Source organism: Devosia lacusdianchii, from assembly GCF_022429625.1.
GTDB lineage: Bacteria > Pseudomonadota > Alphaproteobacteria > Rhizobiales > Devosiaceae > Devosia > Devosia lacusdianchii.
Window position 1 is genome coordinate 3,707,501 of sequence record NZ_CP092483.1, and the last position, 20,474, is coordinate 3,727,974.

At 62.9% G+C, this 20,474-nt stretch carries 13 protein-coding genes; 4 read left to right on the forward strand and 9 right to left on the reverse strand.

Annotated elements, in window-relative coordinates; all coding sequences use genetic code 11:
* The first annotated feature begins 680 nt into the window (after nucleotides 1-680).
* The gene (locus MF606_RS18260; RefSeq protein WP_240230749.1) at nucleotides 681-2,576 is read left to right on the forward strand and encodes a M23 family metallopeptidase; all 1,896 of its coding nucleotides are present in this window, start codon (nucleotides 681-683) and stop codon (nucleotides 2,574-2,576) included.
* Here MF606_RS18260 and MF606_RS18265 read toward each other — a convergent pair.
* Both MF606_RS18265 and MF606_RS18270 read right to left on the reverse strand, forming a co-directional pair.
* Entirely contained in the window at nucleotides 2,573-4,045 is a 1,473-nt protein-coding gene (locus MF606_RS18265; RefSeq protein ID WP_240230750.1) for an MFS transporter, read from the reverse strand. The two genes, MF606_RS18260 and MF606_RS18265, sit on opposite strands and share 4 nt — an antisense overlap.
* Before the next feature lie 33 nt (nucleotides 4,046-4,078).
* Entirely contained in the window at nucleotides 4,079-4,417 is a 339-nt protein-coding gene (locus MF606_RS18270) for a VOC family protein (protein WP_240230751.1), read from the reverse strand.
* A gap of 139 nt (nucleotides 4,418-4,556) precedes the next feature.
* Between MF606_RS18270 and MF606_RS18275 the strand changes: the two genes are divergently transcribed.
* Nucleotides 4,557-5,579: a tetratricopeptide repeat protein gene (locus tag MF606_RS18275; RefSeq protein WP_240230752.1), complete on the forward strand. Its 1,023-nt coding sequence runs from the start codon at nucleotides 4,557-4,559 to the stop codon at nucleotides 5,577-5,579.
* A 35-nt stretch (nucleotides 5,580-5,614) separates the two neighbouring features.
* Here MF606_RS18275 and clpB read toward each other — a convergent pair whose 3' ends face one another.
* Nucleotides 5,615-8,230 (reverse strand): ATP-dependent chaperone ClpB, encoded by a 2,616-nt coding sequence (gene clpB / locus MF606_RS18280; RefSeq protein ID WP_240230753.1) that lies wholly within the window; start codon nucleotides 8,228-8,230, stop codon nucleotides 5,615-5,617.
* 880 nt (nucleotides 8,231-9,110) lie between these two features.
* On the opposite strand from clpB, the gene MF606_RS18285 reads away from it, so the two are divergent.
* Nucleotides 9,111-9,857, forward strand: a complete 747-nt coding sequence (locus MF606_RS18285) for a DUF6058 family natural product biosynthesis protein (protein ID WP_240230754.1) — start codon at nucleotides 9,111-9,113, stop codon at nucleotides 9,855-9,857.
* A gap of 49 nt (nucleotides 9,858-9,906) precedes the next feature.
* Here MF606_RS18285 and MF606_RS18290 read toward each other — a convergent pair whose 3' ends face one another.
* The 5 genes from MF606_RS18290 to MF606_RS18310 form a co-directional block, all read right to left on the reverse strand.
* Nucleotides 9,907-10,665, reverse strand: a complete 759-nt coding sequence (locus MF606_RS18290) for a DUF4167 domain-containing protein (RefSeq protein ID WP_240230755.1) — start codon at nucleotides 10,663-10,665, stop codon at nucleotides 9,907-9,909.
* A gap of 315 nt (nucleotides 10,666-10,980) precedes the next feature.
* Nucleotides 10,981-12,003, reverse strand: a complete 1,023-nt coding sequence (locus tag MF606_RS18295; protein WP_338084461.1) for a N5-glutamine methyltransferase family protein — start codon at nucleotides 12,001-12,003, stop codon at nucleotides 10,981-10,983.
* The gene (prfA, locus tag MF606_RS18300; protein ID WP_240230757.1) at nucleotides 11,976-13,052 is read right to left on the reverse strand and encodes a peptide chain release factor 1; all 1,077 of its coding nucleotides are present in this window, start codon (nucleotides 13,050-13,052) and stop codon (nucleotides 11,976-11,978) included. The genes MF606_RS18295 and prfA overlap by 28 nt, the downstream gene beginning before the upstream one ends.
* Nucleotides 13,053-13,248: 196 nt before the next feature.
* Nucleotides 13,249-15,516 carry a phosphoenolpyruvate--protein phosphotransferase gene (gene ptsP, locus MF606_RS18305; RefSeq protein ID WP_240230758.1) on the reverse strand — a complete coding sequence of 756 codons (2,268 nt, stop codon included), beginning with the start codon at nucleotides 15,514-15,516 and terminating at the stop codon, nucleotides 13,249-13,251.
* A 67-nt stretch (nucleotides 15,517-15,583) separates the two neighbouring features.
* Nucleotides 15,584-16,849 carry an aspartate kinase gene (locus MF606_RS18310; protein WP_240230759.1) on the reverse strand — a complete coding sequence of 422 codons (1,266 nt, stop codon included), beginning with the start codon at nucleotides 16,847-16,849 and terminating at the stop codon, nucleotides 15,584-15,586.
* A gap of 392 nt (nucleotides 16,850-17,241) precedes the next feature.
* Between MF606_RS18310 and MF606_RS21725 the strand changes: the two genes are divergently transcribed.
* Entirely contained in the window at nucleotides 17,242-17,859 is a 618-nt protein-coding gene (locus tag MF606_RS21725) for a DUF4272 domain-containing protein (protein WP_420842221.1), read from the forward strand.
* A 113-nt stretch (nucleotides 17,860-17,972) separates the two neighbouring features.
* On the opposite strand, the gene MF606_RS18315 is transcribed toward MF606_RS21725, so the two are convergent.
* A complete protein-coding gene (locus MF606_RS18315; RefSeq protein WP_240230760.1) occupies nucleotides 17,973-19,655 on the reverse strand; it encodes a putative bifunctional diguanylate cyclase/phosphodiesterase in 1,683 nt (560 codons plus the stop codon).
* Nucleotides 19,656-20,474: the final 819 nt, after the last annotated feature.

Consider the following 20,474-nt stretch of genomic DNA (forward strand, 5'->3'; position numbering starts at 1 on the left):
CTTGCTTCCGTGCCCGCCGCCGTTTGGCGCCGCGCTCTTCAGCGATGAGCGGGTTATAGGGGCGACCCATTTTGCTGTAAACCCCCCAAAACGACAAAAACGTCATTTTCTGATTTTGGGTGATTTGGCCGTGTGGAAAACTCGACTGAACCACCAGTGATTTCGGGGCTTTCCGGTCGAGACGACCAATATGGGAAATTTCCGAGATATTTCAATGGCCCGGGCGAAAGCAGTGGCCGCGGTACCGAATCCGCACTGCAGCATGGCCGTTCCAGGCTGACTCGGCCGCAACGGACCCGATTGAACGCTTCCCATGCTCCGATGGTACCCAGTGCGAGAAAGATTTCTCTTCCTCTCTATACAGGGCAGCCCGCTACGACGGCTTGAAAGACGGTGAGCCTAACGCGCGCAGCCGGCCCGTTTGCCAGGATGCGCTGGGCCACCCGGACCTCCCATACGCAGTTTCGCCGTATTTTCCTTAGATACGGCGGACGGATTGATATAGACTCCGCGCGCACATACGAGCGCGTTACGCGTAAGCGCGTGCCAAAACTGGCTAAGACCGGTTGCTGGGGACCTGCCGCAAGACACCAAAGGATGGGGCGTTGAACGCAGCGCAAAGAAACCGCCACGCCGCATTGCTGAAGGCTACGGGCTTTGAAGACAGCCCGGCGCTCACGATGCAATCGACGGACGGTGAAATCCCGCACGGTCGCGAACTCAGTTTTGCCTGGCTCACCGGTACGGTGATGACCGGCCTGACCAGCGTGCTGCTGATGGGCGCCGCGCTCTATGTTTCCTTCCAGGGGCAGGACACCTTCTCGACCGCATACGAGGCGTTGCAGCTCTCGCGACCCGAACCCGAGGCGCTGGCCCCCACCGACATGTCGGCCAAGTCTTCCCGCGTGCGCCCGGTAACAGCGACGCGCTCCGATCTCGAGATCATCGAAGCCTCCATCCGCGAAACGGTCGATGGCCGCGACATGATCCGCAACCAGCCCTTCGTGCGCATCCGCGCCACGCTGGCTACCGCGGCGACCTCATTGTCGGAAGACGCGCCAGATTACGATCCGGTGGCCATTCTCAATGCGACCCAGCCAATAACCGCCAGCCCGGGCGCGCCCGAGATCAACACCGATGTCTATGGCGCCGAGGTCGAGGGCGAAGTCGCCGTACGCCTGGCCGCCATGCCGATGACCTTCGTGCCGCCCACCGCCATCTCCGACCAGTCCGCCGCCGAATATGTACGAAGTGCCGTCGAGGCGACATTCTATGATGACGCTGCTGCACCGACCCTGGCCTATGCCGCGCTCGGTCCGACGGTGCGCGACCTGGGCCTTGCCACCGAAAGCGGTACGCTTGGCGGCATCGCCGAGAACGTGACCGTCGTTCCCAAAACCACCCGCGCCGCCGACGCCGCGCTTGGTCGGTCGGAACGCATTCTCACTATGAAGGAGCGCACGGCGCTTGACGACGTGCTGCGCCGCAACGGCTTTACCGAAGCCATGGTTGCCGCCATCGAGGGAACGCTGCAAAACGTCTTCCCGTCGACCGATCTGCCGACCGGCGCGCGCCTGCGCATTCTGTTCGGACCGTCGCGCACCTCGAATTCGCTCATTCCCTATCGCATGAGCATCTATCTGCATGACGATGCCGCCAATGTGGACGTGCATCGGGCCACGGTAGCCCTCACCGACAAGGGACAATATGTGCTCGGCCTAGCGCCGGCCGAAATCGAATTTCCCGACGAAGACACCGAAGAGGTCAACGTCGCCAACCTGCCCAGCGTCTACCGCTCCATCTGGGAGACCGGCCGCAAGCATGACCTGGACGATGCCACCATCGAGCGCATCATCGGCATGTTCGCCTATGACGTGGATATGACCAAGAAGATCGCCGCCGGCGATTCCATCGAGATTCTGGAAACCGCGCCCGATGCCGAGGGCCGTACCGAACTGCTTTATGTCGGTCTCACGCTAGGCTCGACCACTCGGCAGCTCTACCGCTTCGGCACTGATGACGGCGTCGTCGATTTCTACGATCCCAACGGCGAGACCGGCAAGCGCTTCCTGACCCGCCGGCCGCTCGAAGGCGGCGGCACCCTGCGCTCGCGCTTCGGCTATCGCATCCACCCCATCTTCAAGACGCGCAAGCTGCATACCGGCGTCGACCTTGCCGCACGCTCGGGCACGCCGATCTATGCCGCCGGCGATGGCGTCATCGAATATTACAAGTGGCAGTCCGGCTACGGCAACAAGGTCGAGATCAGGCACGTCAACGGTTACGAAACTGCTTATGGCCACATGTCGCGCTATGTCGACGGCCTGGGCGTGGGCAGCACCGTGCGCCAGGGCCAGATCATCGGCTATGTCGGTTCAACGGGCCAATCCACCGGCCCGCACTTGCATTTCGAGATCAAGATCAACGGCAACCTGGTCGATCCGCTCAGCGTCAAGCTGCCCAAGGACAATGTTCTGGCCCAACAGTATGAGCCGGCATTCCAGGAAACCATGGCCCAGATCAACGATCTGATGGCCCGCGATCCTGCGCCGGTGGCTGTGGCGACCGCCAACTAGCCCAGCTTGCGCTCCAGCGTCACCCAGGCGATCCCCGCCGATATGACGCTCAAGGCGGCGGTCACATAGGCGACCGCAGCAAATGCCGCGTCGGTCGCACCGGTCCGCAACGCTTCCTGTTCCGCATCCAGCCCCTCGGCCGGAAGCCCGAAAAAGATAGGCAACTCAGCCGCGCTGCCAAGAGCCCGCTCGAACACCGAGGCAACAACGACGCCCAGAAGCGCCACGGCCACGAGGCCGGCCACGCGTGCCACCGCATTGTTGACACCCGAGGCGACGCCGGTGTCACTATCCTCGACAGAGGTCATGACCGCCGTCGAAAGCGGCGATACGACAAGACCCATGCCCAATCCCAGCAAGGCTACTGATGGCAACACCGCGATCCAGACGTTATGCATCGGCGCTGTCAGGCCCAATGCCATAAAGCCGGCGGCAACGATCAACGATCCCGCCGCGATCAAGGGCCCGGGTCCGTAGCGGTCGGCCCATCGGCCGCTGAACGAAGACAGCGCCGTCAGGATAATGCCCAGCGGCAGGAAGGCCAGCGACACCGTGGCCGGCGACTCTCCCCAGCCGCCGATCATGGTCATGGGCAGGAAGAACATCGTGCCGCCCAAGGCGAAATAGAGCGCAAAGGTCAGGCCATTGGCTCCCGAAAACCCCATATTGGCGAACAGGCGCAGTGGCAGCATCGGCGCCTTGGTCCGGGCCTCCCAGACGAGAAAGACCACTGCCAGCAAGAGGCCGGCGCCGGACCAGATGGCCGTATGGGACAACGGCGGCACACTTTCGCTGCCGTCGCCAGTGAGACCATAGGCGATGAGCATCAAGGAAAGCGTCGCCAGTACTGCCCCAACCGCATCCAGTCGCCGTCCCTCTTCCGGCTTGTCCGGCGCCACCTTGAACCAGAGCAGCGCCAGCGCCGCAGCACCCAGTGGCAGGTTGACCGCGAACACCAGCCGCCAGCTCCAGTCCCCCAAAGCCGTCAGCACGAACCCGCCGATGATCGGTCCCCCGATCGAGGTCAATGACGATGCTGTCGCCCAGATGCCGATGGCGCGGCCACGCTCCTCGCGGGGATAAGCCTTGGCGATGATGGCGAGACTCCCCGGCACCATGAAGGCCGCACCCGCGCCCTGAATGGCACGCGCCACCACCAGCACGAGAGGCGTCGGCGCCAGCGCGCAGACGATCGAGGCCACCACGAACACCACGATCCCGGCACCAAAGGTCTTGCGCAGTCCGAACCGATCGCCGGCCGCGCCGCCCAGCAGGATCAATGCCGACAGGAACAGCAGGTAGCCATTGCTTACCCATTGCGCGTCGGCCAGCGTAGCGCCCAGATCGGCGCGAATGGCAGGGATAGCGATTGAAATCACCGAGCCGTCGATGAAGCCCATGCTCGAAGCGAGGATCGCCGCGATCAGCACGAAACGGCGGTTCTGCGGCGCGGCAATATCCTGGGTCATGCCCGACTCGGGTTTCTGTTTATCCGCTGAAGACTATTCGCGCGCCGTCCATACCGCCATCTCGTTTCCGCCTGGCTCGCGGAAGTGGAAGCGTCTCCCGCCGGGAAAGTCGAACTGCGCCTTGGTGATCGTTCCACCCGCCGCCAATACGCGCCGTTCCGCGCCATCAAGATCATCGGTGCGCACGATCGCCATCGTCGCCGCTACCTTGTTGGCAGCCTGGTCGATTCCGCCATCAATGCCGGCATTGTCTAGCCCGTCATAGTCGGGCCCATAGCTCACGATTCCCCAACCGAACGCCGCCCGAAAGAACGCGCTGGTCAGCCCGCGATTGGTCGAGGGGAACTCTACATAGTCAATCTTGTCGGTCATATCAGTGATCCATATGTTCTCTATTTGTTCTACACCGTCATGGGTCAACGTGCAAGCCGGAATGAGCCAAACGTGCGGTGCAAGGCGATCGTTCCTGCGCTAGGCTGACCACGACGCCAACGCTAAGGAGCCCACCGGCATGATCACGACACCTTCACCGACGCACCGGGCGCGCCGCGTTTTCGCCGCGGCACTGCTCTGCCTTGTGCCAGCAATTCCGGCATTGGCCGACGAAGTCGATGAATGCGGCGCGCTCGTTGCCAGCCCCTATGAAGCCGGCCATCGCGACACCGGCGTCGATCTCGCCGATGCCCGTCTGGCGGAGGCCGAAGAAGTTTGTAATGATGCGATCTCAGCCAATCCCGATGCGACCGACGCCATGGCCTGGCTGGCGCGCATCCACTATTACTATGGTGAATACGAGGAGGCGCAGGCGCTACTGGAGCCGGCTGCCGAAGCGGGTAATGCGCTGGCTCAGCAATTGCTCGGCGATATCCTGATCGATGGCCTGGGTGGTATAGAGGTCGACGAGGCCCGCGCCATAGAACTGCTCAAGGCATCGGCCACGGCCGGGTTCGCGCCGGCTCAGAACAGCCTCGGCGTCAGCTATGAGCGTGGCCAGGGCGTGCCGGAGGACAAGGCGCGCGCCGCCAAATTCTATGCCGCGGCAAGCAAGCAGGGGTTGCCGGTGGCCGAGGTCAATCTCGGCATGCTCTATGCCGATGGCTTGGGCGTGCCGGAAAACGACGAACGCGCCACCCAGCTCTTCATGAGTGCGGCGGAAAAGGGCGATGCCGGCGGCATGAACAGCCTGGCCGTCAGCTACGAGATTGGCGAGGGCATCGACATGGACCTCGACCTGGCGATGGAATGGTACCGCAAGGCCGCCGCTGCCGGTTCGAGCATGGCCCAGGCCAATATCGGCAACCTCTACGCTCAGGGGCTGGGGGTCGAGCAGGACGACAGCCAGGCGCTGAAATGGATCAGCAAATCGGCCAGCTCGGGCAATGCCTATGGCCAGTTCCTGCTCGGGGACCTCTATGAGAACGGCCAGGGCGTGACTGTCGATCTCGACCGGGCAATCGAAATCTACCGGGAGGCGGCGGCGGGCGGCAACACCAAGGCCGAGGACGCGCTCATCCGGCTCGGCGAAGCCGAATAGACAAAGGCCGGTCGCGAGACCGGCCTTTACGTTTGTTACGCCGCGGCGTCTGCTTCGGCCGCGCCGCCCGGCAGCAGCACGATGCCGTCATCATTGGCATCGACCACCACACGGCTGCCATCGCTGACGCGGCCGCCGAGAATTTCCTCGGCCAGCCCATCCTGCACGGCGCGCTGGATCACCCGCTTGAGCGGCCGCGCACCATAGGCCGGATCGTAGCCTTCATTGGCGAGCCAATCGCGCGCCTTGGGCGTCAGCTCGAGGACGATATCGCGATCCTTCAGCAGCTTTTCGAGCCGCCCGAACTGGATATCGACAATGGCGCCCATATGCTCACGGCCAAGCCGGTGGAACAGCAGGATCTCGTCGATGCGGTTGAGGAATTCCGGCCGGAACGCCGCCTTGACCATATCAAGCACCTTGCCGCGCACCAACTCCACCGAATCCCCGTCCTTGAGGTCGACGAGATATTCGGCGCCCAGGTTGGAGGTCAGGATGATCACTGTGTTGCGGAAATCCACCGTACGCCCCTGCCCGTCCGTCAGCCGCCCGTCATCGAGTACCTGCAGCAGGACGTTGAACACGTCAGGGTGCGCCTTCTCGATCTCGTCAAACAGCACGACCTGATAGGGCCGGCGCCGCACCGCTTCGGTCAGCACGCCCCCTTCGTCATAGCCGACATAGCCGGGAGGCGCGCCGATCAGCCGGGCCACCGAGTGCTTTTCCATGAACTCGCTCATGTCGAGCCGGACCATGGCGGTCTCGTCATCGAACAGGAACTGGGCGAGGCTCTTGGTCAGCTCGGTCTTGCCGACGCCGGTCGGCCCCAGGAACATGAACGAGCCGATTGGCCGGTTCGGATCCTGCAGCCCGGCCCGCGAGCGGCGCACGGCTTTGGCCACCGCAGCAACAGCCTCGGCCTGACCAATCACGCGGGCACCCAGCGAGTCTTCCATATGCAGCAGCTTCTCGCGCTCACCTTCCAGCATGCGGTCGACTGGAATGCCGGTCCAACGAGAGACCACTTGCGCAATGTGACTGGGTGTCACCACCTCTTCGGCCATCAACGGATCGATCTTGCCGTCGCCATTGGGGTCTTCCGATGTCTTGATCTTCTTCTCAAGCTCGGGGATGACGCCATAGGCCAGCTCGCCGGCCTTGGCGAGATCCCCGGAGCGCTGGGCAATTTCGAGTTGGCTGCGCGCCGCGTCGAGCTCTTCCTTGAGCTTCTGACCGCCCTGGATGCGTTCCTTTTCGGCATGCCACTTGGTCGAGAGGCTCTGCGCCTGCTCTTCAAGGTCGGCAAGCTCGCCTTCGAGCCGGCCCAGCCGCGTCTTGGAGCCGTCATCCTCTTCCTTGCGCAGCGCTTCGCGCTCGATCTTGAGCTGCATGATGCGGCGATCGAGTTCGTCCAGCGCCTCGGGCTTGCTGTCGACGGCCATGCGCAACCGCGCTGCCGCCTCGTCCATCAGGTCGATGGCCTTGTCTGGCAGGAAGCGGTCCGTGATGTAGCGGTTGCTCAGGGTTGCCGCACTCACCAGCGCCGAATCCGAGATCCGGATGCCGTGATGCAGCTCGTACTTTTCCTTGAGGCCGCGCAGAATCGAGATGGTGTCTTCCACTGTCGGCTCGTCGACGAAGACGGGCTGGAAGCGACGGGCCAGCGCCGCGTCCTTCTCCACATGCTTGCGATACTCGTCGAGTGTCGTCGCGCCGACGCAATGGAGTTCACCGCGCGCCAAAGCAGGCTTCAGCAGGTTGGACGCGTCCATGGCGCCATCCGCCTTGCCGGCACCAACCAGCGTGTGCATCTCGTCGATGAACAGGATGATCTGGCCCTCGGCCGCCGTCACTTCCGAGAGCACCGACTTCAGCCGTTCCTCGAACTCGCCGCGATACTTCGCACCGGCAATCAGCGCGCCCATGTCGAGCGACAGCAGCGACTTGTTCTTGAGCGACTCCGGCACGTCGCCATTGACGATGCGGATGGCCAGGCCTTCGGCGATGGCAGTCTTGCCGACGCCGGGCTCGCCGATGAGGACCGGGTTGTTCTTGGTGCGCCGGCTCAGCACCTGGATGGTGCGGCGAATCTCTTCGTCGCGGCCGATCACCGGATCGAGCTTGCCTTCGCGAACATCCTGGGTGAGGTCGCGCGCATATTTCTTGAGCGCGTCATAGCTGTTCTCGGCCGTCGCGGAATCCGCATTGCGCCCTTTGCGGATGGCTTCGATGGCCTGATTGAGCGCCTGCGGCGTAACGCCGGCCGACGACAGAATCTTGCCTGCGTCAGTGTCCTTCTCGACCACCAGGGCCAGCAGCAGGCGCTCGACCGTCACATAGGAATCGCCGGCCTTCTGCGCCGCGCTTTCGGCGGTGTCGAACACGCGCGCCAGTTCGCGGCTCAGATAAAGCTGCGAGCCGTCGCCGGATACGGATGGAATTTTGGCAAGGGCCGCCTCGACAGCAGCGCGCGCGGCCTTGGGATCACCCCCGGCGCGCTCGATCAGGCCATTGGCCATGCCCTGGTCGTCGTCGAGCAGCACCTTGAGCAGGTGGATGGGAGCGAACTGCTGATGCCCTTTGCCCAGCGCGATCGTCTGCGCACTCTGGATAAAGCCCCGGGCCCGCTCGGTGTATTTTTCGATATTCATGCAACTCTCCTGGTCTCGCCCGCTGCCCGGCCCCGAAGGCACCAAAACATGCGGCGGAAGCGTCGTCTGATGAAACGCCCGACACGCGGCGCTGCTCCATCACGAGAGCATATATGGGGACCAAATGCCGAGCGAAAAGGGGCGCTCATGGCGAGAGTGGGATAGAGGCGCGTCGCGTCGTTCGAAACCACTCGTAGACCTCGGGGGCGGGGTGATCAAACGCGATACGCTCCAGTATGCGGACGTGCCGATGCACCGCCTGGATTGCGGTTATCAAGAACGGACGGCCCCCGAAGCGGCCATCGCCCCGTAAGTAATTTTATATGAGACGCTGGTCGCCTCGGGGTTGCCGGTTTTTGGAACAACACGCGGAGTCGCGGACCGGGAACGCTCGCCCCGACCGGCCGCTGCTCGGACCTAAGCATGCAGCGACGCACGCTCCCGGCACCACCCCGGCCGCAGGTCGCTGCAGCGCCGCCCGTCATTCCGGAATGATGGGAGGAGGATGGCACAGGTTTTGGGGGGTGGGGATAAGGGGCACAGTTTCGTGTGCTTGGCCCCCCTCCCGGCCTCCCCCATCAAGGGGGAGGTGTGGCCCTGTGGGCGGCGCGGGATGTTGCTTCATCCTCGATCGTCACCCTCGGGCTTGACCCGAGGGGACTGCACTAGCTCGGCGCTCGGCAAGTGTAGAGCCCTCGGGTCAAGCCCTGACGTGACGGGCGGTGCTTGGGGATGCGGGCGTGTCGGCAGCGGGTGGTGGCTATGCCTCCCATCCACTGCCACTCCTTCGGGCGGGGATAAGACGAACACGTCGGCGCTTGTTGCCTCTCCAAAGCTGACCCATCATGAGCTACAACAATCCAGCCGGAGCAAATGGCCCATGTCCGATAGTGTCGCGCTGCAAACCTATCTCGATCGCTACTTCGTGCAGTTGGACGACTTGGCCAGGCTCGGCGGCGTCTCTCCCGCCGAGGTGGCGGCGCTGATCGCCGCGCGCGCCATCCCCCAGCCGATCTATACGATCTGGCCCAATGGCGCATTCTCGAGCCCCATCGGCGGCCCCCATGGTGCCGCCCCGCATGGCGAGCCGACGCACTGGTACTCCCCTGCTGCCGCATGGTGGATCCGTCGCAGCCGCGGCCTGTCGCCCGTCGATGCGTCGGCGCGGTTCGAGGCCCGATTCGTGGCTGATTTCGTCACGCGCCTTCCATTGGAACCGCAGGCTCCACTGGGTTACGCCCAGGTCTTCGCGACCGGGCGGTTCGATGCAGCCGCCGCCCAGGCATCAGCTCGAGCCGAATGGAATGACTGGATCGACGGCGGCTATGGCGTCTGCCTGCGCTACGGCGACGCCCACCATGCCATTACCAAGACCTGTCGCCGCGCCGCTGTCCTCGTCATGACCGACGAAGGGCGCCGCCCCGAGCTCACGCCGACCGAGCGCGACGCCCTGCTCGATGTCATGGAAGAACTGGAAGCCGTCATGCTGCCCTTCGCACCGCACCAGCGACCTCAGGGTACGCCGGGTCTGTGGCTCGACGCGGTGCTGGCGCGTTACGGCCTTGGCACGACGCGTGACGCGCAGCAGGCCGTCGGACAGGCGATGCCCCCACGTCTCTGCGCTTAAAACGAAAGGCCGGGCATTGCTGCCCGGCCTTTCGCAATATCCGTTTCGCCTATTCCGCGGCGTTACTGGTTCCCGCGGTGAGGAAGGCAGGCAATTCGCCGACATCGGGCTGGTCGGCGCCAGCCAGATCGCCGGCATCGCCCCCCGCCGGGCGACGGCGGCGCGGACGACGCTCGCGGGGCTTACGGGTCTCGCCTTCGGCGGCCACGGCTTCAACGGCGGGAGCCGCTTCTTCACCCTGGGCGGCTGCCTGCGGTGCGGCCGCTGCTGCAACCTCACCCTCGACGGGCTGCGGCCGCTGACGGTCCTGCCGGTCCCGGCGGTCGCCACGATCCTGACGCTGCTGGCGATCGCCATCCTGGCGGTCCTGCCGCGGCGGACGATGCTCGCCCTGCTGACGAGGCTGCTCGCCATCGGGCTGCTCGTCGCCTTCAGGCTGCACATATTGCTGCTGCGGCTGAGGCTGCGGCGAGGAAAAGCGCGAGTTCATCTCGGGCATATCATCGTCGAAATCGCCATCATCCTGGCCCTCGGGGCGCTGGCCGTTCTGGGCCTGCTGGGCGCTGGAAACGATGCGGAAATAATGCTCAGCATGCTGGAGATAATTCTCCGCCATGACCGAGTCGCCGCTCGATTGCGCGTCGCGGGCCAGTTGGAGATATTTCTCCGCGATATGGGCAGCGTTGCCGCGCACCTTCACATCGGGGCCATTGCTCTCAAAATTGCGCGACAGCGGATTGACGTGCTTGCGCCCGCCGTTCCGGCCCCGCTGACGGTTCTTGTTATTCTGATTGTTATTGGGTCTCATCTGGTCGCTTTATCTAACTCTAGAAAAATAAGCGTCACACTGGTGGCGGACCGGCACTGTGCCTGGTCGGGCCACTCCCCGCGAAGATCGCGTCCTCGCAAATGGGGCTCTATCTGGCTTCATGAAGACCGAAACCGTCGGACGGCGCTCCGAACTTTTCCTGCGTCGTTTCAGCCTCGGCTGAAACCGCGCTGCGTCTGCAGCTTCCGGAAGTGTCGGGTGGCATTGTCGCCGTGGCGCTCATGAAGCGCCGTTGACAGCACGATCAAACTATATGGTTCGCGCCCGCTTTGCCAGCATTAAATGCGCGGCCCCTCAGGCCTGCGCGTGACTGTCCTCAACATGGTGCGCCGATACAACACGGTCAAGGCCGGCAAGATCTTTATGAACGTCGACGGCTTCGTAGCCGGCTTCGAGAAACAGCGCGCTCACCGCCGCACCCTGATCGTGGCCGATCTCCACCAGAATGCGTCCGTCGGGCTTCAGCCAGCCCACCGCTTGGGCCGCGATGACGCGGTAAGGCGCCAAGCCGTCAGGTCCACCATCAAGCGCAAGACGGGGATCGAAATCCTTGACCTCGGGAGCCAGCGTTTCAACCACGGCGGAGGTGATATAGGGCGGATTGGAGACGATAAGATCGAACCCTCCTTCACCTCTCCCTTCGGGGGCGAGGTCGGCGCGTAGCGACGGGTGAGGGGGCCTTTTCTCGGCTCGGCGCGTGGGGTAGACCCCCTCGCCCGACCCAAGGGGGTCTACCTCTCCCCCAAAGGGAGAGGTGAGCAGCGGTTCAAACCAACTACCCAGCAAGAACTCAATCCGTCCAGCAACACCGTGCCGTTGCGCGTTGCCTTTTGCTGCGGCTAGCGCTTTGGCGCTCAGATCCACCGCTGCGGCCGTTGCGTCGGGCTGGTTGGCCAGGATCGCGATCGGGATACAGCCCGTTCCGGTTCCGAGATCGAGCAGCCGCCCGCCAGCAGGCAGGGCGCCGAGTGCCAGATCGACCAGCAATTCAGTCTCCGGACGCGGCTCAAGCGTTGCCGCGTTAAGCGCAAACGCGAGACCGTAGAATTCGCGTTCGCCGATGATCCGCGCCACCGACTCGCCGGTCATGCGCCGGCGCACCAGTTCGACGATCATCACAGCTCCGGCCTCGTCGACGGGTTCATTCTCGCGCGTCGCCAGCTCCAGCGCGTTGAGGCCCAGAGCGTGCTGGGTCAGCAGCTTGGCGTCGAGTGCCGCCGTCTCGAAACCCTGCCGGCTCAGCACATCGCGCCAGCCGCGCCACAGCGCTCCAAGCTTTGGTGCCTCGCTCAGTTGGCCTGCTCCATCGCCGCCAATTGGCCGGCCTGGCTTTCGGTGATCAGCGCTTCGATCAGTTCATCCAGCGCTTCGCCTGATATGACCTTGTCGAGCTTATAGAGCGTGAGGTTGATGCGGTGGTCGGTGACACGGCCCTGCGGGAAATTGTAGGTGCGGATGCGCTCCGAGCGATCGCCCGACCCCACCTGCCCCTTGCGCTCGGCTGAGCGGGCACTGTCGCGTTCCTCGCGCTGCATTTCGTAGAGCCGCGAGCGCAGCACGATCATCGCCTGGGCCCGGTTCTGGTGCTGGCTCTTCATCGCCGAGGTCACCACCAGCCCGGTGGGCAGATGGGTGATGCGCACCGCCGAGTCGGTGGTGTTGACGTGCTGCCCGCCAGCGCCCGAGGCCCGCATCGTATCGATGCGGATATCCTCGTTGCGGATTTCGATGTCGATGTCTTCCACTTCCGGCAGCACGGCCACCGTCGCGGCCGACGTATGGATACGGCCTGAGCCTTCCGTGGCGGGCACCCGCTGCACGCGGTGCACGCCGCTTTCGAACTTCATCCGGGCATAGACGCCCTTGCCCGAAACATTGGCGATGATTTCCTTGAAGCCCCCCATTTCGCCGGGGCTTTCCTCCATCACGGTGACCTTCCAGCCGTGATTGGCGGCGTAGCGCTCATACATGCGGAACAGGTCGCCGGCGAACAGAGCCGCCTCGTCGCCGCCGGTGCCGCCACGGATTTCGAGGATGATCGATTTCTCGTCGGCTTCGTCCTTGGGCAGCAGCAGGATGCGCACGGCCTGGAACAGCCGCTCGATCGTCTCGTCCAGCTCGGCGATCTCGGCTTCGGCCATCTCGACCATGTCCTTGTCGCCGCTCTTGAGCAGCGCTTCGGCCTCGGCCCGATCGCTCAGCGCCTTGTTATAGGCGCGGATCTCGCCGACGATCGGCGCCAACTCGGCATGTTCCTTGGAGAACTTAACAAACTCATCCGGTCCGGCGCCACCAGACAGCGCCGCCTCGACATACTGAAACCGCGTCTCGAGCGCGTCGAGCTTGTCCTGGGGAAGAGATGGCATTGGTGTAACTTTCGTCGTTCAGGCACGGCTTTAGGGACAACGCAGCCGGATCGCAAGTGTAAGCGCAGTCTCGCAACACCCAGTGCGCGTCACCCTCGGGCTTGACCCGAGGGCTCTGTACTTGCCGGACGTCGCGTAAGCGTAACACCCTCCGGTCAAGCCAAGGGTGACGTCCGGTGGGTGGGCAACACGCGCCCTAAACCGGCAGGTTCTGCTTTTCGATCCACTCCTGCAGCAATTGGCGGATGGTCACGCCATCGGCGCCATCGCTGAGCGCGGCGCCCACCGCCATCTGGATTGGCTTGAGGTCGACGTTGAGCACCAGTTCCTTGATCGGTCCGATCGAGGCCGGGCCCATAGAGAGCCGCGTCATCCCCACCGCCATCAGCGCCAGCGCCTCCAGCGGCTTGCCAGCCAGCTCGCCGCACATGGTGATCGGGATATTGTAGCGCCGCGCAGCGTCCACCACCATGCGGATGGCGCGCAGGCGCGGCATGCCGATCGGATCATAGGCCTTGGCCACTCGCGGATTGGCGCGATCGGATGCCGTGAGGAACTGCACCAGGTCGTTGGACCCGATGGAAACGAAATCCGCCTGCGGCAGCAATTGGTCGAGCTCGAACAGCAGACTGGGCACTTCAACCATCACGCCCAGTTCGAGCCGGCTCGGCACCGGCTTGCCGGCGCGACGCAGCCGCTCGACTTCCTTTTGCACGACCATGCGGGTCTGGATGAACTCGAAAGTCTCGGTGACCATCGGCACGAGGATTTTGAGCGGCCGCCCATTCGCCGCCAGCAGCAGCGCTCTGATCTGCGTGCGTAACAGACCCGGCCGTTCCAGCCCCAGCCGGATCGAACGGAAGCCCATGGCCGGGTTTTCCTCGGCCATCGAGCGCTGATAGGGCAACACTTTATCGCCGCCGATATCGAGCAGACGGAACACCACCGGCCGCTCGCCGGCAATCGCCATGGCCTCGGCATAAAGCTCCTGCTGCTCATGCAGGCGCGGCAGCTTGCTGGCGATCATGAACTGCAATTCGGTGCGGAACAGCCCGACACCAGCCGCGCCGGTATCGTCCAGCATCGGCAGGTCAGCGACCAGCCCGGAATTGTGCAGCAGCGTAATCTGCGTGCCATCCTTGGTGACGCTGGGCTTGTCCTTGAGCGCGGCATAGTGAGCCCGCCGCTTGGCCGTAACCTTGACCTTGTCGATATAGGCCTGCTCGATATCGGGCGTCGGCCGCAAATGCACGATCCCGGCCGGACCATCGAGAATGATATCGTCGCCGGTCTCGCACATCGAGACGATCGACTGCGCCTGGCCGACGGCCACCATGCCGAGCGAGCGTGCCACGATCGCCACATGCGCGGTGGTGCCGCCTTCTTCGAGCACGATGCCGCGCAGTTTAGTGCGGTCGTATTCTAGCAGTTCCGCCGGACCCATATTGCGGGCAACGAGGATGGCATTGTCAGGCAGCGCCTTCCGCGCCAGCGCCTGGCCATCGCCGGTCAACACGCGCAACAGACGGTTGGCCAGATCGTCGAGATCGTGCAGCCGATCGCGGATATAGGGGTCTGTCTGGCGCAGCATGCGGGCGCGGGTGTCGTTCTGGACCCGCTCGACCGCCGCTTCGGCCGAAAGGCCATTGTCGATCGCCTCGGTCAGCCGGTGTACCCAGCCCCGGTCATTGGCGAACATGCGGTAGGTTTCGAGAATTTCGCGGTGGTCGGTGCCGCCGACCATGTCGCCATGGTCGAGCATGGCATCGATCGAGACGCGCATCTTCTCGAGCGCCGTCTCCAGCCGCACCTTTTCGGCTTCGGTATCTTCGGCGATAAAATTGGACACCACGACGCGCGGGTCGTGCAGCACGACGGTGCCGAGAGCGATGCCGTCGGTAAAACTGACGCCGGTATACATGCGGGGACGCCTGAGATCGATATCGGACCCCGGCTTGATCAGATTGTCGAAATCCGAGGTGGCGATCATCTCGGCCAGGATTGTGGCCGTAGTCAGCATCGCTTCGGTTTCGTCTTCGCCATAATGGCGGCGTTCGGCATTCTGCACCACGAGCACGCCCAGCGTCTGGCCGGCCCGCAGCACAGGCACGCCAAGGAAGGCGTTATAACGCTCCTCACCGGTCTCCGGGCGATAGGCAAAGCTGGGATGGCTGGGGGCATCGTCGAGGCTGAGCGGCTCGGCTTCGGCGGCAATCAGACCGACCAGGCCCTCGCCAAGGCGAAGCGTGGTCATGTGCACCGATTCGGCAGCCAGGCCCTTGGTGGCGAACAGCTCCAGCGCGCCGTCATCACGCAGCACGTAGAACGAACACACATCGGCGCGCATATTGTCGGCGATCAGGCCCACGATCTTGTCGAGCCGATCCTGCGAAGCCAGCGGCTCCGCCATCGTCTCGCGCAATTGCCGCAGCAGCACCCTCGGGCCGCCTATGGTCGTGACCATTACCCCTATAGACGGCCCGCAAAGCCGCCCCCCTTTATCGGACGCGGCTCACTCCCCTCGACGGAGCTTATGCGTCCTTCTTGTCCAACCCGTAATAAGTATGGAGCGCGCGAACCGCAAGCTCAGCATATTGCTCATCGATCAACACCGAGGTCTTGATTTCCGACGTGGTGATCAGCTGTATGTTGATGCCCTTGTCGGCCAATGCCTTGAACATCGAGGATGCAACGCCCGCGTGGCTACGCATGCCTACGCCCACGACCGAGACCTTTGCGCCGCCCTTGGAGCCGGAAATCCGCGCATATTCGATACGGTCACCCGCATCCTTGAGCGTCTTGATTGCCTTGTCGTACTCGCTATCCGGCACCGTGAACGTGATGTCGGTGGTCGCGCCATCGTCGGCGATGTTCTGCACGATCATGTCGACGATGATGCCTTGATCGGCCAGCGTGCCGAAAATGGCGGCGGCAACACCCGGATTGTCCTTGACGTCGCGCAGGGTGATCTTGGCTTCCGCCTTGGCGAGCGTCACGCCCGAAACGATCTGCTTTTCCATGATCTCATCCTCATCGCAAACCAATGTACCGGGCACGCCGGGCGTTCCGTCCGGCGCCAGCTGCGGCGCATCAGGATCATCGAAAGTCGACCGCACCAAGAGGCGCACCTTATGCGCCATGGCCATCTCGACCGAGCGGATCATCAGCACCTTGGCGCCGAGCGAGGCCATTTCCAGCATTTCCTCGAAGGAAATCTTGGTCAGCCGCTGCGCCTTGGGCACGATCCGCGGGTCCGTGGTGTAAACACCGTCAACATCGGTATAGATATCGCAGCGATCGGCCTTGACCGCCGCTGCCACGGCAACGGCCGAAGTATCCGAGCCGCCGCGGCCCAGCGTCGTGACGCGGCCATGCGGCGACACGCCCTGGAAGCCGGTGATGACAGGCACCCAGCCGCTCGTCATCCGCTTGTCGAGTTCGGTCGGATCGATTTCTGTAATGCGCGCCGCGCCGTGGGAATCGTCGGTATGGATCGGCACCTGCCAGCCGGCAAATGAGCGCGACTGGATACCCATCTCGGACAGCACGATCGCCATAAGGCCGGCTGTCACCTGCTCGCCCGAAGCCACGACGGCGTCATATTCGCGCGCGTCGTGCAGTGGGCTGGCTTCATTGACCCAGCCGACCAGTTCATTGGTCTTGCCCGACATGGCGGAGACAACCACAGCCACTTCATTGCCGGCATCGACCTCGCGCTTCACATGGCGCGCTGCCTGGCGGATACGTTCGACGGTGGCAACGGACGTGCCACCGAACTTGACGACTATACGGGCCAATTGCTTCCCCGACACTCCACCGAACCCGGCGGTACGCTCTTCTTGGCCGGGGACATGCCACAAAGGCCGCGGACGATCAATGGGAATGAGGTTTTTGGGCCGAGCGCCACGCTAAGATGTCGAGAACGGGGTGGGTTGCTGACAGTCTGCATTTCGACAGACTGCTGGATAAGCGGCCATTTTGTCGGTTAGGATTATCGGCATGGAAGATGCCACTCGATTCAATGTCCTGGACGGCGACGGGCACATGTTATGTCCCGTTTGCGGGTTCGCAGGTTTTGCCTACGGCCCGCTTATGATGAGGGTGGCAACGAGAAAGAACGACCTGAGTCTGTTCCCACTTGCACATGGGTTGGTAGAGCAAGACATCGTGTTAGGGAACGAGGCGCAGAATGGGCGACACCGCATCCAGAGCTAAAACGCGGAAAGCTCTGGACGAGCACGGCCTCGAATTTCACCAGACCCTACCGCTCCTCGATTTTGCTGAGCCCCGACCTGTCGGCGACGTACTGGCGCGACTGTTCTGCCTAAATGCCGTTGCTGCTGCGGCGTACGGATTCCGCTCTGCAAGTTCTCTCGCTTGGCTCACGCGGGAGAACTTCGTCGACAGGCTCAGCATTAACGAACGGATTTTCTTAGAGCACGGCCAAGGAGACCCAGTCGTATTCAGGCTTCAGGTGGAGGGGATGTGGGCGCTCGCCTGGACGCTAGGCATCGTCTCCAGGCTGGATTTCTGGCGCCACTGCAGTTCCGATTTCGTCACACGATTGCCCGACCTAAAATCAGGTGAGGGAACTGCGCGGACAATCATGCAAATGAATGCGCGAGACGGAGACGAGGTACGCGCTGCCTGCGACCTGTACTACTGCCTAAACTGGGTCGTTCGAGAGACATCTCTCAGGGGTCAAACGCTCCCTCCGGGTTTGGAGCCTTATGTAATCACAGAGCGCGCCAGGGCTCTTGACTGGATACTCGGCGACGATTGGGGCGCCGGAGATTTAGACACCTGACGGCGATCAGGATGTTCTGCTGTTGATTTGGACTACCTTTCGGCAATTGTCCGCTTATAGGCGCCCGCAATGCTCGCCAGAACGACCGAAATGGGGTCGGCACCCGCCTCTAGTCACCTTGCCGACCCAAATTTGGCTCCGCGCGACCGAGCGGCCAAGAGATGCTCAAAATCGTTCGCAGAAAGCGCCTTGCTGTACAGATACCCTTGCGCCTGAGGACAACGCCACTTCTTCAGCAAGTCCTCTTGCTCTTTGGTTTCCACGCCTTCCGCGATCACCGCCAAGCCGAACCTGCGGGCCAGCATGATTACGGTCTGAACGATCGCCGCATCGGCGCCGCGAGCGCGCATATTGCTCACAAAACCACGGTCGATCTTCAAGCGGGTGATGGGAAACTGCTTGAGAAAAGCCAGAGAGGCATAACCCGTGCCGAAGTCGTCAAACGCCAGGCCTATGCCCAGGTCATGAAGTGCCTGAAGCTGATCCCTCGAGCGCCCATCATCGTTGAGCATGATGTTTTCGGTGATCTCCAGCTCTAACTGGCTCCCGGGAAACCCAGACAGCTTCAAGGCCGATGCGACGATATCCGGCAAGGGACCCGACTTGAGTTGGGCGCTGAACAGGTTCACAGCCATTGTGAATCCGCCGACCTGGGAAGCCCAGGCCGTTCCCTGCTGGCAGGCTGTCTCCAGCACCCACTGGCCCAGCGGGGCAGCAAGGCTGCTATTTTCCAGGGTGGAGAGAAAGGCGCTCGGTTGCAGCAAGCCGCGTGTGGGATGCCGCCATCGCAACAATGCTTCTGCGCCGACGATTTGACGGTCTGCCAAGCTGACTTGCGGTTGGTAGTGCAGCTCGAATTCTTGCGCTTCCCACGCCGCCCTAAGCTCAGTTTCCAGATGACGCCGCGCACTGGCAGCCGCCTTTAGAGTTGGGACAAACAGACATTGGCGGTCTCCTCCCTCTGCCTTGGCTTTGTAGAGGGCCAAGTCGGCGCTTCCCATAAGCGTCGCTGCGTCGGTTCCGTGACACGGCGACGTCGCGATCCCAAGGCTGCCACCCACCCACATCAGACTGCCGTCCAGATTGAACGGCCTTCCCAGCTCTTGGCGAATGCGAAGTGCCAAGGCATCGGCCTTCAGAAGGTCTGCGGTACCAGGTATCAGGATGGCAAACTCGTCTCCACCTAGCCGAGCAACTGTGGCTATCCCCACAGGCACGCACCGCCGAATTCGCAGGGCGGCCTCAATCAAAACGGAGTCGCCGGCGGCGTGCCCGAGTTGGTCATTGACCTCTTTGAACCGGTCCAGATCAACGAGCAGCACGGTGGAGGTCGATGCCGTCCCGAGCGCGCTTTCGATCTTCTCCAGGAACGAGGTCCTGTTTGGTAGCAGGGTGAGTTGGTCATAGTGGGCGAGATGATGCAGCCGATCATCGTTGGCCCTTCGCATCGATACGTCGCGAACCGTAGCTCCGAAACGCGCCTCCCCGTTTTCGCTCCACATGGACAGGGACATCTCGATGGGAAACTGTCGGCCGTCTACGTGCTGCGCGGTCACCTCGACCACGGAGCCCACCACCCGTGGACGTCCACCAGCCGTGAGGCGGCGCATGCCGTCGGTATGGGCGCCACGCATCTGTTCGGGAATGATGACATCAAGCGAAGTGCCGACTGCCTGTTCTACCCGCAGGCCGAACATGCGCTCTGCTGCTGTGTTCCAATGCAAGATGAGCCCACCAGCGTCGGCGATGATCATGGCGTCAGGGGAGGCCGCAAGAAATTGGTCGAGAGATGACATAAGGATCGCTTCCCAGGAGCGCCCAGTACAGCACTCACAAGCTTACCGGCGTGTTAGCATCGGTTAACACCCTTAAATCGTGATGACTCTTGAGGGGACTGCGGGGCCCCGAAGGCCGGATGCGCCCGGATGGATGGCTGCGGAGGCTGAGCTGCGCGCTCAAATACTTGGGAGTCGTGCTTGAGGGCATCGCAATGTGCAACGTCAGCGTACCCAAGCCGTTGGACAGGCTTCATGGAAGGATATTGTGATGATTGCCGCTTAGCCTGAGGGTGACGACAAGTCCATCGCTCGACCAGTCATAGTCTATGGTACCACCAAGTTGTCCTGACACGCTCCTTGTGACCAGACGGCTTCCGTACCCGCCTTTGCCGTCCGGTGACGTGACCAGCAGTCCGCCTCTTTCAGTCCGGATGAGCTCAAGGTCTTCGCCGATCGAGGAGCCTGAAAGGTCGAGCGTTCCCGCTTCGGCGGACATCGACCGTACTTCAGCGAGTTGGTCGCCAGTTCATGAATGACCAAGGCAAAGCGACCTGGCAGATGCTTCGCCCACCCCCATACGCAGCACTGCGACACGGATGCGCCCGCTGAAGGCGCCCATGTCCTCGTAAGGAGAAAGCAGTATCGAAGTCGCGTGGGGTGCCGAGCCTCACCTTCGGACGATTGCTCGATCCAGCCGAGCCAATGCCCTGCTCACTGGTATTGCGGGAAGGCGAGCCGGTCGGCTTCTGGCTTAAGTCGACGGCCGAAAGGGGCAGCCAATGGCCCCGGCAAACTGTGATATCCCAACCATCGCCGGGCCAGGCGATGGGAAAGCAG